Below are 15407 nucleotides of genomic sequence, written 5' to 3'. Positions count from 1 at the left end.
ATCGGTCTGGCGTGGAAGCGTAGTGATATGTGGAGCGGACAGATACGAATCGGTCGAGGGCTTCACCCGCAGTAAGGAAGCAGTAAGAGAGGTTGTTCCATAGTTCAGAAGCAAGGGCAGACTGTAGTGAAAGCTACAGTACAAAAAGCAAGACGCTTAGTCAGGTGAAGGGTTACGAATATGTAATCTGAAGCCTTGGCGAAGGGTGAGAGAGAATACATCTGCAGGCCGAAAGGCCGAAGCCGTATGAACGAACACCCGAGTCTGGCGGCCATAGCGGAGGGGAAACACCCGTACCCATACCGAACACGGACGTGAAGACCTCCAGCGCCGAGGATACTTGGAGGGAGACTTCCTGGGAAAGTAGGACGTTGCCAGGCGAGAGAGAAGAAAGCCCCCTGTGCGCCACGAGATGTGGTGGCAGGGGGCTTTTGCATATTGACTGCACTTTTCTAGCAAAGTAAAGCCGTAGGGGACGTGAAGATGATAGAGATTGAAATTGCAAATGTGGATGATGGAAAAAAAGTTCACAAGTGGTTACGTTTGTTACTGCCGGGTATGCCGTTGTCAGGTGTACATAAGTTTATCCGCACAGGTCGGATAAAGGTAAACGGGAAGCGAGCGAAAAGAGACACCATATTGCAAAGCGGAGATAAGGTGCGACTTTTCATCGCAGATGAGGATTACGCAGCGCTGATCAAACCGCAGAAAGAGAAATTCGCTGGGGTCGCGCACGGTATCGACGTTCGCTATGAAGATGACGAGTTTGTCATCGTCAACAAGCGGGCAGGAGTGCTTGTGCATGCGGCGGACGGCGATTATGCGGCAACTTTGCAGGCGCAGGTGGAAGCGTATCTCTATCATGCAGAGCCGAAGACGGAAGGACAAGCTTTTTCACCGTCGCCAGTCCATCGTTTAGACAGAAATACAACTGGTTTGGTGATATTTGCAAAAACGTCGCGATCGGCGAGGGAGGCGGGCGCTTTATTTCAGACGGGCGCGATTCGCAAAGATTATCTCGCGCTGGTGAACGGGATCGTACGCAGCCCAGGAAGCGTGGAAGCAGCGTTGGCGCGTGTAAACGACGATGTCACACGCGTGGATGCCAGCGGCAAGGCGAGCGCTACAAGGTATTGGCCGATTGCTTCGGCAAATGGCACTTCATTGCTGTTGATTCGCCTAGATACGGGGCGTACACACCAGATCAGGGCCCATATGTCTCATATTCACCACCCTCTGATAGGGGACGTCAAATACGGTGCTCCGCGCAAAGCTGGTTCAACTTTCTATTTACATGCGGCCCATTTGGACATTCAGTCTGCAATTCATGTCACTGCGCCCTTACCACAGCGTTTCCGCCGCCATTTGGCGGCACTCGGTTATGACTTGTCCACATTGGACGCCAAGTGGGACAAATTATTCGACGTTTGAGTCCTTCCCTGATAGATGTTGTGAAATGGCGGTTGGCACGGGAACAGGTTTCCCTGTTTCTCTGTCGACCGTCACAATGACAAACAACGCCTCGTTGACGATCTCGCCCGTATCTCCCACTATTTTCTGCTGCATGTGGAAACTGGTCCGACCAACCTGCAATAAGCGACTGCTGATCCACAACTGATCGTTTTGTTTTGCAGCCGCGCGGTAATCCACTTCCGCACGCGCGACGACTGTGATGATGCCTTGGTCAGACAGCGCATCATATGGCAAGTTGTGCTGCTCGTACCAATCCTCACGTCCCCACTCGTAGTACTCAAGGTATTTCGTGTTGTTGACATGTCCGTTGACATCAATCTCGGTGCAGCGTACAGAGATGCCTATGCGTGTGTCTGACAAATCACTCGACCCCTTTTGCTTGTGGTATCCCCATGGATACATTGTACCAGTCAGGGAAGCGTAAACGTACGAAGTTTGTACGAGGAGTGATTCAGTTGGGACGTTGGGATCACGCGCGCATTGCAGGCGTTTCGCTGGGGGCGCTGGCCTTGTGTCTAACGCCAGTCAACCATGTGCATGCGTCAGTATCTGCACAAGTCGCGTTAACGCCACTGTACAAAGAATATGCCGACACAAATGAGGTGCCGTGGGCGTTGCTGGCTGCGATAGATCGATATGCAGAACTGACGAAGAGCAAAACAGACCACGAGGCGGCTCCGTACTACGGCTACAATTTTCAGCCCGGCACGTGGTCTGGTGTGGCAAATCCGAATCTGGATGATGTAAATCCGGCTTCGATTCACATGTTTGCGGGGTTTGGTGAAGATGCGGATGGGGATCTTCTGGCCTTGCCTTGGGATGAGGCAGATCGGATTGCCGCATTGGCGAAATGGTTGTCATGTGAAACAGAGTTAGATGATGATGATGAAGTCGCGGTGTGGAATTTATTCCGGGATCCGGTGGCGATGGAGCGGATTTTTGCATTTGAGAAGATTTTTGAGACGTTTGGTATGAACGCGACATCGCATTGTTTCCCAATTGCCAAACAATACAATTTCACGGTGAAACATACATTTGGCGCCGGTCGCAGTTGGGGTGGTCGTCGAGTTCATGAAGGTGTCGATATTTTTGCATCTTATGGAACTCCTGTATTGGCTTGTAGTTACGGTTTTGTCGAAATGGAGGGCTGGAATCGGTTTGGCGGTTGGCGAATCGGCATTCGCGATACGAGCAATTTGTACTATTATTACGCGCATTTATCTTCCTTTTCGAAGGGCTTGCATCAAGGGGATTTGGTTGTGCCAGGACAGGTCATTGGCTATGTGGGCAGTACAGGCTACGGGCCGCCGGGAACAGCGGGGAAATTCCCGCCACACCTGCATTTTGGCATATATAAAGACACGGGATTGCACGAATGGGCGTTCAGCCCATCCGGTTTGCTCAATCAGTGGGTGCGGCAGAAGCAAAAAATCATCCAGACGCCTGTCAAGTCGACAAAAGAAGACGAAGATTGAGCGAGATCGACAAAAATGCCTACATGTCAGGCGGGAGTGTGGTATTGTAGGAGTGGTTTTGGGACATGGTCGGCAAAGTTGCATGTCACATAGTGACAGGCACGCAGCGTAGGCCCAACTGGGGTCGTCTGCGTGCCGCTTTTCTGCCATACTGTGAACAGATATGAAGGAGTGGAATCAGTTGGAGGGAAAACCCGCTCGTCTGTCGAGAACCACAACTACAGATTTGGTTTTACCGCCGGATGCAAATCACTATGGAACGATCTTTGGCGGCAAGGTGATGGCCTATGTGGATAAAATCGCCGCAATTGCCGCGATGCGTCACGCCCGCCACCCGGTTGTGACGGCGTCGAGTGACAGTCTCGACTTTTTGGCCCCCATTAAAGTGGGTGAGGCGATTCATTTAGAGGCGTTTGTCACGTATGCGCATAAAACATCACTTGAAGTGCATGTGAAAGTTCAGTCAGAAGACTTGATGACGGGTGAACTTTGTTTGACTGCGACTTCCTTCTTAACGTTTGTCGCGCTTGACAAGGACGGCAATAAAACAGAGGTGCCGCCGGTCATTCCCGAGACGGAAGAAGAGCGAATGCTGTATCAGACGGCGCCGGAGCGGATGCGATTGCGCATCCAGCGCAAAGAACAGCGCCAACAAGATATCTCTAGTCTTGAAAACGAGAAAGCCAAATGAATCTGCAAAGATGAACAAGGCAAAATGGCGTTACAGGAGTGAAGTTCATGCAAGATCAGGTACACCTATCCGTTGGCGGCAAGGCAGAGACGAGATCGTTTGCCAGCGGTTTGGCAAAATGGTGCATATATTTATTGCTTGCTTTTCCAATTGTCGATTACACGTTGCGGACTTTTGTCCATCCCATCGGTTCCATTTGGGACAAATTGATGCTGTTGCTTTTGAGCCTTATCGCACTCACTCGTTACATACGCGGGCAGCGGGAGATACCTTTTGGCTGGGCAAAGTTTGCGGGTTGGTTCATCCTGTATTGTTTTGGTTTGCTGATGGTCGGTTTGGGTCACCCTTCCGTTGCTTTTGATGGTTTTCGCTTTGATGTGTATTACATTCTCTTCGGTCTACTCATGCCGTTCATCATGAATCGGGAAGATGTGCCGAAGTTTTTCCACTTGGCCGCGTCAGTGGCGATTCTGGTGGCAGTGGACGGGATATTTCAGTACATCATGAAGGCGCCCATCCCAGGCAGTTGGGTCGATGTGACGGAAAGCGTGCGTACGCGCGTGTTCTCCGTGTTCTTGTCACCAAACGAGTTGGGTGCGTACATGGAGCTTATGACGCCTATCATCTTTGGTCTATTTATGGTGGAAAAAGTGCGGATTCGGCGCTGGATCTACGGGATAGGCAGTCTATGCTGCTTTCTCACACTCCTGTTCACCTTCACGCGCGGCGCTTGGATGGGCTTCTTTGTCGGCGTCGTGTTTGTCGCAGTACTCTATCAGCGCCGTTTGTTGATTCTCATCGCTGTTGTCGCCGTCATCGGCTTCTTTTTGCCGCCGATTCACCATCGCATTATGGATGTGTTCTCGCCTGTGTATATGCTCAAGGCAGCGCAAGGCGGTCGTCTCCTCCGCTGGATGGACGCATTTGATCAGATGTCGACCAATCCATTGTTCGGCGCGGGGCTGGGCCGCTATGGCGGATCGGTCGCCTCTTTACATGGGTATTCCATCTATTCCGACAACTATTATGCGAAAATGCTCGGCGAAACTGGTCTGCTGGGGCTTGTGTTGTTTCTCATGCTGCATATCTCCATCATCCGCGAATTGATGAAGAAGGTCGTTCGTCATGCGCAAGGGAAGGAAAAGTTCCTTGCTTTGGGCGGACTTGCTGGTCTCACGGCGTTTCTCGTCGACAATTGCGTTGAAAATGTATTTGAGTATGCGCCAAACATCATTGCCTACTTTTTGATGGTCAGCTTGTTCCTGATATGGGGCCGCAGTTTACAGAGTCGGGAGGGACAGCTAGATGAGTAAGTACGGCAATCGCATCCTGTGGTGTATTGGTTATATCGCTTGGGGCGTCTTTGTCAACGCTTTGAGTGTCTGGGTAATCGGGCCGCTTGTTCAAGATTTGGCCATCTATGGCGTGGTTATCGTCATGGCCATCATATGTTTGTGGTTCACATCGATCCCGCAAAATGCGCGGCGTCGGTTTGTGTCGTTTACGGTGTTTAGCTTGTTGCTGGGACAAGGGCTGTCGAATTTGGCCTTTGACAGCATGCTCAAGTCGCTGGGTATAGGCCTCATCCTCACAGTGGGGCTGTTCATTGCAGCGCTTTGGTTTGGCCGTGTCCGCTTCATACCGCTGGTGTTGGCGACCATTGCCGTCGTGCTGGCGAACACGGCACTGCCATTCAACAACTGGCCGTTTTTGACGCAGTTTCGCATTGTGCAACATGGCCGCTTGCATATTGATCCGCATGATATGGAGGCTGCGCCGTTTGGGGTTGTCAACACGCCGACGGGCGAGGCTTTGTTGACGCAGACATCCTATGTGCCGTCCAAGGCGTTGTTGGAACAGTTGGTGGACCAAGCGACAAATTCACCTGACGCACTGGCAAATGTGCTCGCTACAGCGCAGGGAGAGTATGGATTTGTCGAATTGAAAATGGTGAATGGTCATGTGAAGCGGGTCACGCCATCGATTCAGGATTTGGCCAAAGCCAATCCACTTCAATTCATCAAATCATTCTTTCCGTTTCAATTGGCGCATTGGTATGTGGCAAACGGGCAAATTGCGCAGTATATGTCACCTTACATGACGAGCAACCAGGCAGTGGAAACTGCTTTGTATCCCACAACTTATGCGCAGACGATGCAGGCGCTGACCAACCAAGCTGTAAAAGAAGAAGAGAGCAATTGGAACAGTGTCGTCAGCCAATTGGGTGGAACGCCGAAGCCAAGCGGTTGGCAGTTGGATAACGGTCATCTCGTCGGGACCTATCAAGGACAGAAATTCTCGCTCGCCGTCAAGGCAAGCAGTGTGGTTGGAGAAGGCGACTTCACAGCCACAGGCACACACCAAGTGCTGCTGGTTGGCGATAATGAGCTTGATGTTGTCGATCTCGACCAGAAAAAGGTCGTTGCGACATACAAGGGTACACAAGCGAACCCAGTACCGAACGACGTGGTGTTTGGCCCGCTGGCGCACGGCGGACGTGACGCAGTGCTCGTGAACGCTTCTCCCGCCTACATTTTGACGGTTGCGAGCAATGGGCGTTGGCAGCGGGTGTATCAGGCGCCAAGCGCATCGTTCCGCTTTGAGACGGTGTTGGATACAGGTAAGGGTGCGCCGCAGATCGTCACGGATGATCCATCAATGGTTCGCAATGCAGCGACGCGGTATTTTACAGCGTACCATTATGTGAATGGGCAATTAGAGCGGGATTGGCGCGTATTTCGGACAAATGTCGTCAATGTCACACCGATTACCTGGCAATCTGGTGGACCGGAAGATTTGGCGGTCTCCATTTATGGCAGCGGGCAGTATTTGATCTTGCAAAAGTCGAATTTCCCTGTCTTGCCGACAGCGGTGATTGTATTTGGTCTGCTTATCGTAGCTGGATGGGTGATTCGCATTCGGCAGGCGAAAGGAGGGAAACGCGCGTGAGTGTACGCAACTGGTGGAAAGGAACTTGTTTCGCTCTCGTATGCATTGGCGCATTGTCCGGCTGCGCGCCTGGTCAGCAGCCGAGTTCATTGAGTACGGCGGCGACCGCAACGGTGATTGATGAACATGCCAATTGGAAGCCGCTTGAACAGGCCATCCTGGCGAGTTCAACCGCGACCTTGTACAAGATCAAATCGTCTGTCAGTTTGAAAAATGGCAGTATGCACACTTCGTACACCGCGTACGGGACCGTCAATTTGCCTGATAAGATGTTGCTGAGTGTGCATGAAAACAATTTTAATATCAGCTTCTTTCAGCAAGGACAGGTGGCGTATGCAGATGAAAACGGCACTTGGACACATACCGATGCAGTAACCAACCTCGACGCGTACGGCGGTTATGTGCCACTGGTGCAAACTGCGGCAAAGCAGCAACTGCGGTTGATCCAATTGAAGAAGGTATTTGTGGTCAATGAGTACTGTAATGTGTACCAAGTGACAGTTCCACAATCACTCGTACAACCGCCCGCTTTCTTAGAAAAATTAGAGGATCTGCAGCCTGTGGATACGAGTTCGAACCAAAGTATCCAGTATACCTTTTACGTCGGGCAGAAAACAGGAAAACTGCGGGAAGTACAGACACAATCTATCAACAGCGTCGATGAAGTGGGGCCTGTTTCAACAGCGACAGATACGACGTTCTTTGATATAGATGATGAAAAGAATACAGAAATACAAGTGCCTCTGGCATTGGCGAAGACACTTGAGCACGATGCGCAGTAGTTGCGCATATGGTTGAATTGGCGTAGAATAGTTTACGTAACCAGTCGCTGAGTTCCGATTTGGAAGCGGAGGACCCAGTCTATTGGGGTGAATCGCGCTTTGCGCGTAGGGTTTCCTACACCCGAACCCGTCAGCTAACTCCGTAAGCGTTGTAGGTGTTTTTCTGTTTTATCCAAAGAGGGACTTGGCTGAATGGAAAAATTCAGTCAAGGAGATGGTCGTATGTTGAAACCGGAATTGCCAGACTACATGAGGGATATGGAGATTGTGCAGGCGTTGCAGCGCATGACGCCGCGCAAGTCTGGTAAATCAAATGATGTCAATCGCGATATAAATAAATGGCCTGCAGAACCTGTCGATGAAATGTAACTGGTTCTAGATTAAAACCACCCTTTTGGGTGGTTTTAATCTTTTTCTTGGCAAAACCTTTTCATTGTGCTACACTACGACGGGTAATTACAGTGGTCCTCTGTCCATATTATCAGGGCACGAACACTTGTGGGAAGGGAGGTCTCTGCCATGAATTTATTACGTTCAGTGGTCGAAGACCAAATCCGTACGGACATTCCGGAGTTTCGCCCCGGTGATACGGTACGCGTGCACGTAAAAGTGCGCGAGGGTCAGCGCGAACGTATTCAGGTCTACGAAGGTGTGGTTATTCGCCGCCGTGGTTCTGGTATCAGCGCTACCTATACTGTTCGCAAGATTTCCTATGGGGTTGGTGTGGAACGGACATTTCCGTTGCACTCGCCGAAAATTGACAAGATTGAAGTAACCCGTCACGGTAAAGTTCGCCGTGCGAAGTTGCATTATCTGCGCGGCCGTTCAGGCAAGGCGGCACGCATCAAGGAAATCCGGAGATAACCACAGGCAGCGGAGGGGCATGGTTCCCTCCGCGCTTTTTACTTCAGGTATATATCCTCGTTTTCGACTCAACGAACGCATACAGCCCTACATGATGGAGGAAACATACGTGACAGTACAATGGTATCCAGGCCATATGGCGAAGGCTCGCCGCATCATGGAGAGTCGGATTCGTCAAGTGGATGCCTTGATTGAGCTGGTCGACGCGCGTCTGCCGCTCTCCAGCCGCAATCCGGTGCTCCAAGAAATGGCCTTCAAGCGTCCCAACATCATTGTGATGACCAGATCTGATTTGGCAGACCCGAAAGCGACAGACGCTTGGTGTGCGCATTTTGCCGCCGAAGGCATCCTGGCGGTGCCCGCCAATGTCATGTCTGGCGAAGGATTAGGGCGCGTCAAGGACGCCCTGTTTCAAGCGACGAGCGAGAAAGTCAATCGCGCCAAGCAAAAGGGACTCAAACGCATTATCATCCGGGCGATGGTCGTGGGCATTCCGAATGTCGGAAAATCCTCATTCATCAATAAATCTGCCCGTAGATCTGTCGCCAAGACGGGAAATCAGCCAGGTGTGACGCGGCAGGAACAATGGGTAAAGCTTGGGGACATCGAATTGTTGGACACCCCTGGCGTCCTCTGGCCCAAAATCGATACGCCGGAACAAGGCTTGCGCTTGGCTGTCAGCGGCGCCATCAAGGAACATATTTACGACGTGGAAGAGGCAGCGGCGTTCTTTGTCGCATATGCTTCCAAACAATATCCAGCGTTGCTTTGTCAGCGGTATCAGCTAGACGTGATCGAACCGATCACCTGGACAGACATTCAAACGGTTTGGCCACAGGTTCAACCGCTATTTCAGGCGATTGGCAAGCGGCGCGGCATGTTGATCAAAGGTGGAGAAGTGGATGTTGAACGCGTTGCGCGGATGCTGGTCAAAGAAGTGCAGGAAGGATTGCTCGGACGAATTACGTTTGAATGGCCACCTACGGCGGAGAATGACGGTTAATTGATTCTGGACGTAATGTTCTTCCCAATCTGTTTCTGTTCACGCGGCGTTTTGACATGTACACTACAACTAGGGAACATGTGAAAATCCATCAGATTGAAAGACAAAAGGTATACATCTGGTGTTTGAGGCTTTTGTCAAACACCAGATATGTTCGATTTTGATTGTATAGAGGATTTTTTCACATGTCCATTAGTAGTGTGTTCAGTTTTACCAGAGACAAGAACACCTGCTTGGAGGTTGTGGCATGGCTAAGAAACGATTACATACATTTCAGGCGTCTGTACAACGGCGTCACCAGTTTGATGAAGCGATGGCTTTCGGACAGATTTACGCTGGCGTCGATGAAGTAGGGCGTGGGTGTCTCGCCGGACCCGTCGTCGCTGCGGCGGTGCTTCCACCAGCAGATATCGCCAGCTGGGAAGAAGTGGACGATTCCAAACGTCTGTCCGAAACGCGGCGCAACGCGTTGGCCGATTTGATCCGCCACACATCACCTGGGTTTGCCGTGGGCCTGGCGGACGTCTCGGAAATAGACGAGTTGAACATCTTGAAAGCGACCCAAATTGCCATGGAGCGAGCAGTTACCGCTTTGACGGCAAAGGTTGAATTGGTGCTCGTCGATGGCATTTACCCGATTCACGGCAATGTGGCCTCACTCCCCATCGTGGGCGGCGACCACCGCTCTCTGACCATTGCCGCCGCTTCGATTGTCGCCAAGGTGTATCGGGACAATTATATGAAAACACTCGATAAAGTCTATCCAGGCTATGGATTTGCCCAGCATGTCGGCTATGGGACCAAACAGCATCTGGCGGCGCTTCACGAGCTCGGTGTGACGGAGGTGCACAGGCGAAGTTTTGCGCCAGTGCAGGAAGCCTCCAGCAGACAACTGGAGTTGGTATTGAATGGATAGCAGTCCGTTGTCGCGTGCTTCATCAATTGTTGACGCAGTGGAACAATTGAAACGCACTACACCGATAACCCAAAGAGGCAGTGAGGCTGTTCGGACGAGCAGCTCTGCCGCCGCCAACCAGCCCGCTGATGTCAGACAACCTGATGGCACTGGAGACGCGTTGTTCGCGCTCGAACGACATTTACCGCTTCGCATCTTACAAAATCCCTTGCTCTTAAAAGCTGAGTGGGCTTGGAAGTTGCTTGTCCTTCAGCAATTGGCGCATTTTCCGCAGGAAGTCCCAGTGGAGCAGCCTATGGAAAATACAAACAAAGCGATGCAAGAAGAGCCAACGCAGACACAGGCAACGCAGACACAGGCAACGCAGACACAGGCAACGCAGACACAGGCAACCGCGGCGGCGGCCGTTTCCGGACAACCAGAGCAAAACCCAATCATTCAACTTGCGGAAGGGGCGGTTCGCGAACTGTGGACGCTGCTGTCATCTCTCGATGCGCAAGCAGCAGACAATCGTCGCCCACAGGTTCAAATGGAGATGCGTGTTGCTTCACCGCTCCTGCCTTTTGCGGCGATGAATCAGGATACAATTCTCCTGGCAAAGCAAAAGACGGACGCAGAGCGGCTACAAAGTTGGGTGCTTCGCGACAGGCTGGTTGCCAGTGTCTTGGACAACCCATATGAACGCGTCGGAGGAGGGCTTTTTTTCCTGCCTCCACTGAATCCGGACGATACGGTTCGACGCGGGATCAAATGGGAAGCACACAGGCAGACAAGAATGGGTGCAACCGGGAAACTGATGCATCGTGTGCGCATTGAGTTGGAAGTGCAGCGGCAACCATTGACGTGCATTATCACGGCACAGCGACCACAACTGCTCGTTCATTTCGTCAGCGCGGATGCGCATCTTTTGCGACATCTAGAGCAAGGTGCGCCATTGTTGACTGACCCCCTTGCCGCCTGCGGTTGGGATTTGGTGCAATGGACGACAGGTCAAGCGGACACGCAGGGTGAGGAGGGAATCAATGACAGCACGTCGAGCAGTGGCGCTCCGCTATGAACGGAGAAAAGAGGAAGCTCCACGTATTGTCGCCAAAGGGGCCGGTGAAATTGCTGACGCCATCATTCGAGCTGCATCTGACCATCGTGTTCCAGTCATGGAGAACCAAGAACTCGTTGACGCACTGATACAGCTTGAGGTAGATAGTGTTATCCCCGCAGAGTTATATCAGGCTGTCGCAGAGGTGCTTGCTTATGTGTACCAGTACCGCGAGCGTGCCAAAGCTTGATTTGGGCGCTTTAGGCGAATCATGCGCCTGCAGCTATCTGACTGGATGTCTGGGATGGCAGGTGATTGATCGCAACGTGCGCACGCGTTATGGAGAATTGGATATTGTGGCGCTGCGTCACGATGGCGCTTATGTATTTGTCGAGGTTCGCGCTCGAAGCAGCCATCGTTTTGGCAGTCCACTGGAAACGGTGACACAGCAGAAATTGGCGCGGCTTGTGCAACAAATGGATCGCTATTTTGCAGCGCATCATGTGTGTCAAGAAGACAGGCAAGTTGCGCTCGATGTGGTTGGGCTGACGTTTGCAGGCGATGTTTTGCAGTCGCTGGAGCATGTCAGCGTACTCTCTTAGCAGCTGCCTGAAGATGACCACGCTCATTTAGTAAAGTGATTCATGATACGAAAGGCATGCGCAGTAGCGTTCGTGCCAGCAAAGGGCCAATCCAAGGAATGCTCTCAATGGTTTTGATGGGAAATACGCCAAGATAGAGCAATGTCATCACATAGATGACGCCGCCCATTAGCAAACCGCCAAGGACTTGCAGTATGGGCGACTGAGTGAAATGCCACACTTGGATTTGGTGAATCGGAATGGTCGCAAGACCTGTAGCAATGATCATTTTCACCAAATTTGTGACATTGATGGATAAAGAGACGAATTTGCGAACGCAATACATACTTAACAGGGTGCTGACAATGCCTGAAATCGCAATTGCAGTGGCAATCCCGTAGATACCCTCGCCAGTCTGACTGATGAAATAGTAGATGCAGGCGATGCGAATGCCGCTGGTCAAAAGGGATATGCCCGTCGACAGTGATGCTTTATTGAGTCCCTGTAGCACGGCCGACAAGGGATCAAGAATATAGAGGAATACACAGGCAGGCGCCATATAAGCCAAGATTGCGCCCGCCAATTGGTCTTTGTACAAGGAATGGGCGAGATCGTGCCCTGATAAAATGAAAAAGACCGTCGCTGGCAAGGCAATGAGAAAAGTCACTTGAACGACTTGGTTTAGACGATGGCTGACCAACCGCGCATTCTTCATCGCAGCGGCTTCCGACACTGCTGGGATGACGACCGACGATATCGATGCCGAGAGGACAGTTGGCAGAAACAGCAATTCCATTGCCATGCCAAATGAGCCATAGAGTGCGGTCGCTGTTGTTTTTGCCACACCGATATGAGCAAACGAAAAATAGATGATGACAGGTTCGAGCGCGAACGCGATGATGCCGGATAAATTCGTCACGGTGGTCGGCAGTGCAACTTGCGCCAAATCTCGAATCGTTTCGCGCGTGTTGGCCGGCTGATGCGTGTGAATGGTCTGGCTGGAAATCACGGGCCTATCCTGCCGGTAATAGCGCCACATCATGTACAGGTATCCGGCTGTTTCCCCTGCACCAGCGCCAATCATGACAGCGAGTGCGCCATATTCAATCCCATACTGACTCAAACCCAATATCAGCGGAATGGTCATTGCTGTGCGAACCACTGTTTCAATGACCCAGGCAATCGCAGGCGGCGTCTGGTTTTGCGTACCCATATAATAGCCAGACATGACGGAAGACAAGCAGACCACCGGAATCCGCAGAAGCGCCACCATGAACGGAAGAGACGCTCGGGGGTCCAGCCATTTTGTCGTGATCAACGGTGCAAAATAGATGGATGCAGAGCAGATGGCCAGGGATAGGATGATGACTGTCGCATTGGAAATGGTTAATGCGCGCCGAATTTTTGCCATGTTCCCGAGCGCCAAGTTCTCGGCGATCACTTTTGACAAGGCAGTTGGGAGTGCAAGGGTGGCGAGCGTAAGCAGCATGTAAAAGATGGGGTTGATGGTCTGGAATAAGCCGAACCCTTGCGCCCCCAGTTTCCGCGCGACCACCATCTGTATCATCATACCCATGATTTTTGTTGCGGCACCTGCGGTCGCCAGGATCATTGCTCCGCGCATGAACGTTTGTTTTGCCATAGGTAACTCCTTAAATTTTCGTAAGGACTTGCACTCCTATGGTATGTCCCATTTTCCTGCGACATGCTACGAGGCGTTGAACGGCTGCAGCGGTAGCCTCAGGTTACATTCAGCGCTGCTGAGTGATACATTGTAACGGGAACATGTACCTTGGCTTCAAATGAGAACGTAGCCAATTACGATCCGTCTAGCGATATTTGCTCCTCGTTAGTGATGACAGTCCGCCTACAAAGCCACCTCGCCAGCAGATATAATCATGTCCACCATTGTATTCAATGTAGTGGACTGTGTAGCCTTTCGCTCGCAGTACATCCCGCATATGGCGATTGGATAGCAGTGTACTGGGTGTTTCTTTCAAAAATTGAGGTGGCATGGGCACTCCAGGGCTCTCAAGAAGGCCCGCTTCGAGATAAAATTGTATTGGTAACAATTCTTTATGCATAAATTGTTTTGCCAGCCATTCGGCTTCTCTTTCTCCTTGTGGCGCCCAGCCAAATTCTCCTGATTGGCATAGGACATTTCCAAAAACCTCTGGGTAATTCAATGCAGTGTAGGCAGCGGCAAATCCGCCATAGCTGGCCCCGCTTATGATAATTTCTTTCGGGTCGTAACTGACACAATAACGGTTGTGGATCCAAGCGCAGAGTTCAGTGGACAGGAACCTTGCAAAGTCCCTGTTGTGGAGCAACTCATGATTTCTCGTATGAGCATCGACATTGCCTACGAATACCGCGACCATAGGCGGAATCATTTTTTCAGCAATCAGGTTGTCTAGGATTACAGGCGTGGGTATCTCATTGAGATATTCGAAACCATCCAACAACAGCAACAGACGATGCGGAAGATTGTCTGCGTAACTGTGTGGTGTGTACACCCATACTTTACGCGTGTTTTGCAGGATTTCACTCGTGATCGTAAACTCATTCACGTGTCCACGCGGTGTATACGGACGGGGAGAATGCCAGGGTTGAATTGGCGCATTTGGCAGGCTTACGGTGGATATGCGTGGATCATCTGCCGGGAATGGATGAAAATTGAGCGGATCTATGATGAAGGTTTTACCCCGATTCTCCACTGCAGCCAAGTTCATAGGGATAGTCAATGGGTCATTGAGGGATAGAAAATAACCAAAACGAGCGTCTGCACGCATCTGGTATGTTTTGTACCAGATATCGGTGTTTTCTATATGTTGCATTCGGTTGTTTGCAAAGTCATAGGCTGCTGGCCCACGTACAACGACTACATTCCCAGTACGATTCGTATCTCGCCAAAGAAAAGTGACCAACACGTGAGTTTCGTCACAAGAATAGGGTTCAATCAGTGGGGTGCCTTGGATTTTCACACGTTTCCAAAATGCTTCCACTGCGCTTGGCGCGCCCGATTTCAGCGCCTCTTCCAATTGAATCAGAATCGGACTTTGCAACATATCACTTGAGCTCATTTGATTGCACCTTCCTTATCCAAGTACATCATCAAGTACGCTTTGGATTGGATGAAAGTTCATTTTTGTCAAGCCATTGTTCGTCCCATTGGAAGGGCGTATCCAAAAGGCGAGCAAAATGGGTATTGTTGAATCCGGAGAGTTTGGTGATGGCATGAGGATGAAAAAATTGCAATTCCAGTGATTCTCCGTCGTCACAACTCAAGTGGCCAGCGACCACTTCACATTCGAAAAGGAGAATGGTGGGCTCGACTTGGTGCCCATTTGGATAAATAAACCGAGCATCTTCACCTCCGAACACGCCGATCAATCTTTGTGGGCGTACAACAAGTCCAGTCTCCTCCAAGATTTCGCGAACGACGGTTTGGGCAGGTGCCTCTCCAGGATCGATGATTCCTCCAGGAATGCCCCATTGGCCATTGTCACTGCGGCGTTGCAACAGCACTTGTCCGTCTTCATTCCTCACGATGGCGCCGACCACTGGCAGCAACAACAGTTCAGCGCCAACTTTGTCGCGCAAATTGCGTATATAATCCGACATCGCCATAATGATC

General features: G+C 51.2%; 17 protein-coding genes, 1 rRNA gene and 1 riboswitch. Of the genes, 14 read left to right on the top strand and 4 right to left on the bottom strand.

Going from position 1 to position 15407, the window contains the following annotated elements; all coding sequences use genetic code 11:
- Positions 1–263 precede the first annotated feature (263 nt).
- Together rrf and ACFSB2_RS08535 are read left to right on the top strand one after the other, a co-directional pair.
- Positions 264–380, top strand: a 5S ribosomal RNA gene (gene rrf / locus ACFSB2_RS08540).
- A gap of 103 nt (positions 381–483) precedes the next feature.
- Complete coding sequence (locus ACFSB2_RS08535) at positions 484–1431, top strand: RluA family pseudouridine synthase (protein ID WP_377942599.1); 948 nt, start codon at positions 484–486, stop codon at positions 1429–1431.
- Here the strand turns inward: ACFSB2_RS08535 and ACFSB2_RS08530 are convergent.
- Entirely contained in the window at positions 1417–1833 is a 417-nt protein-coding gene (locus tag ACFSB2_RS08530) for an acyl-CoA thioesterase (protein ID WP_377942598.1), read from the bottom strand. The genes ACFSB2_RS08535 and ACFSB2_RS08530 overlap by 15 nt on opposite strands.
- Before the next feature lie 95 nt (positions 1834–1928).
- On the opposite strand from ACFSB2_RS08530, the gene ACFSB2_RS08525 reads away from it, so the two are divergent.
- The 12 genes from ACFSB2_RS08525 to ACFSB2_RS08470 all read left to right on the top strand — a co-directional run bounded on the left by ACFSB2_RS08525 (position 1929) and on the right by ACFSB2_RS08470 (position 11791).
- Positions 1929–2948 (top strand): M23 family metallopeptidase, encoded by a 1020-nt coding sequence (locus ACFSB2_RS08525; RefSeq protein WP_377942597.1) that lies wholly within the window; start codon positions 1929–1931, stop codon positions 2946–2948.
- Between the two features lie 163 nt (positions 2949–3111).
- Positions 3112–3639 carry an acyl-CoA thioesterase gene (locus ACFSB2_RS08520; protein WP_377942596.1) on the top strand — a complete coding sequence of 176 codons (528 nt, stop codon included), beginning with the start codon at positions 3112–3114 and terminating at the stop codon, positions 3637–3639.
- A 47-nt stretch (positions 3640–3686) separates the two neighbouring features.
- Positions 3687–4952, top strand: coding sequence for an O-antigen ligase family protein (locus ACFSB2_RS08515; protein ID WP_377942595.1), 1266 nt, complete (start codon positions 3687–3689; stop codon positions 4950–4952).
- Positions 4945–6588, top strand: a complete 1644-nt coding sequence (locus ACFSB2_RS08510) for an ABC-2 family transporter permease (RefSeq protein ID WP_377942594.1) — start codon at positions 4945–4947, stop codon at positions 6586–6588. Before ACFSB2_RS08515 ends, ACFSB2_RS08510 begins: the two co-directional genes overlap by 8 nt.
- Positions 6585–7370: a hypothetical protein gene (locus tag ACFSB2_RS08505; RefSeq protein ID WP_377942593.1), complete on the top strand. Its 786-nt coding sequence runs from the start codon at positions 6585–6587 to the stop codon at positions 7368–7370. The genes ACFSB2_RS08510 and ACFSB2_RS08505 overlap by 4 nt, the downstream gene beginning before the upstream one ends.
- A 35-nt stretch (positions 7371–7405) precedes the next feature.
- Positions 7406–7533, top strand: a riboswitch (cyclic di-AMP (ydaO/yuaA leader).
- A gap of 59 nt (positions 7534–7592) precedes the next feature.
- A complete protein-coding gene (locus ACFSB2_RS08500) occupies positions 7593–7739 on the top strand; it encodes a hypothetical protein (protein WP_377942592.1) in 147 nt (48 codons plus the stop codon).
- A gap of 150 nt (positions 7740–7889) precedes the next feature.
- Complete coding sequence (rplS, locus tag ACFSB2_RS08495) at positions 7890–8234, top strand: 50S ribosomal protein L19 (protein ID WP_377942591.1); 345 nt, start codon at positions 7890–7892, stop codon at positions 8232–8234.
- Between the two features lie 109 nt (positions 8235–8343).
- Positions 8344–9237: a ribosome biogenesis GTPase YlqF gene (gene ylqF, locus ACFSB2_RS08490; RefSeq protein ID WP_377942590.1), complete on the top strand. Its 894-nt coding sequence runs from the start codon at positions 8344–8346 to the stop codon at positions 9235–9237.
- A gap of 247 nt (positions 9238–9484) precedes the next feature.
- The gene (locus ACFSB2_RS08485) at positions 9485–10153 is read left to right on the top strand and encodes a ribonuclease HII (protein WP_377942589.1); all 669 of its coding nucleotides are present in this window, start codon (positions 9485–9487) and stop codon (positions 10151–10153) included.
- Positions 10146–11210, top strand: coding sequence for a hypothetical protein (locus ACFSB2_RS08480; RefSeq protein ID WP_377942588.1), 1065 nt, complete (start codon positions 10146–10148; stop codon positions 11208–11210). Before ACFSB2_RS08485 ends, ACFSB2_RS08480 begins: the two co-directional genes overlap by 8 nt.
- Positions 11176–11439 (top strand): EscU/YscU/HrcU family type III secretion system export apparatus switch protein, encoded by a 264-nt coding sequence (locus tag ACFSB2_RS08475; protein ID WP_377942587.1) that lies wholly within the window; start codon positions 11176–11178, stop codon positions 11437–11439. Before ACFSB2_RS08480 ends, ACFSB2_RS08475 begins: the two co-directional genes overlap by 35 nt.
- Positions 11405–11791 (top strand): YraN family protein, encoded by a 387-nt coding sequence (locus ACFSB2_RS08470; RefSeq protein ID WP_377942586.1) that lies wholly within the window; start codon positions 11405–11407, stop codon positions 11789–11791. The genes ACFSB2_RS08475 and ACFSB2_RS08470 overlap by 35 nt, the downstream gene beginning before the upstream one ends.
- Before the next feature lie 40 nt (positions 11792–11831).
- Here the strand turns inward: ACFSB2_RS08470 and ACFSB2_RS08465 are convergent, their stop codons facing one another.
- The 3 genes from ACFSB2_RS08465 to ACFSB2_RS08455 all read right to left on the bottom strand — a co-directional run bounded on the left by ACFSB2_RS08465 (position 11832) and on the right by ACFSB2_RS08455 (position 15400).
- Positions 11832–13412: a putative polysaccharide biosynthesis protein gene (locus ACFSB2_RS08465; RefSeq protein WP_377942585.1), complete on the bottom strand. Its 1581-nt coding sequence runs from the start codon at positions 13410–13412 to the stop codon at positions 11832–11834.
- Between the two features lie 187 nt (positions 13413–13599).
- The gene (fes, locus tag ACFSB2_RS08460; protein WP_377942584.1) at positions 13600–14853 is read right to left on the bottom strand and encodes an enterochelin esterase; all 1254 of its coding nucleotides are present in this window, start codon (positions 14851–14853) and stop codon (positions 13600–13602) included.
- 31 nt (positions 14854–14884) lie between these two features.
- On the bottom strand, positions 14885–15400 hold the full coding sequence (locus tag ACFSB2_RS08455; protein WP_377942583.1) for an NUDIX domain-containing protein: 516 nt from the start codon (positions 15398–15400) through the stop codon (positions 14885–14887).
- Positions 15401–15407 lie beyond the last annotated feature (7 nt).

Origin of the sequence: Alicyclobacillus fodiniaquatilis (assembly GCF_042678105.1) — a bacterium.
Lineage (GTDB): Bacteria > Bacillota > Bacilli > Alicyclobacillales > Alicyclobacillaceae > Alicyclobacillus > Alicyclobacillus fodiniaquatilis.
This window is presented reverse-complemented; position numbering and strand designations above follow the sequence as displayed.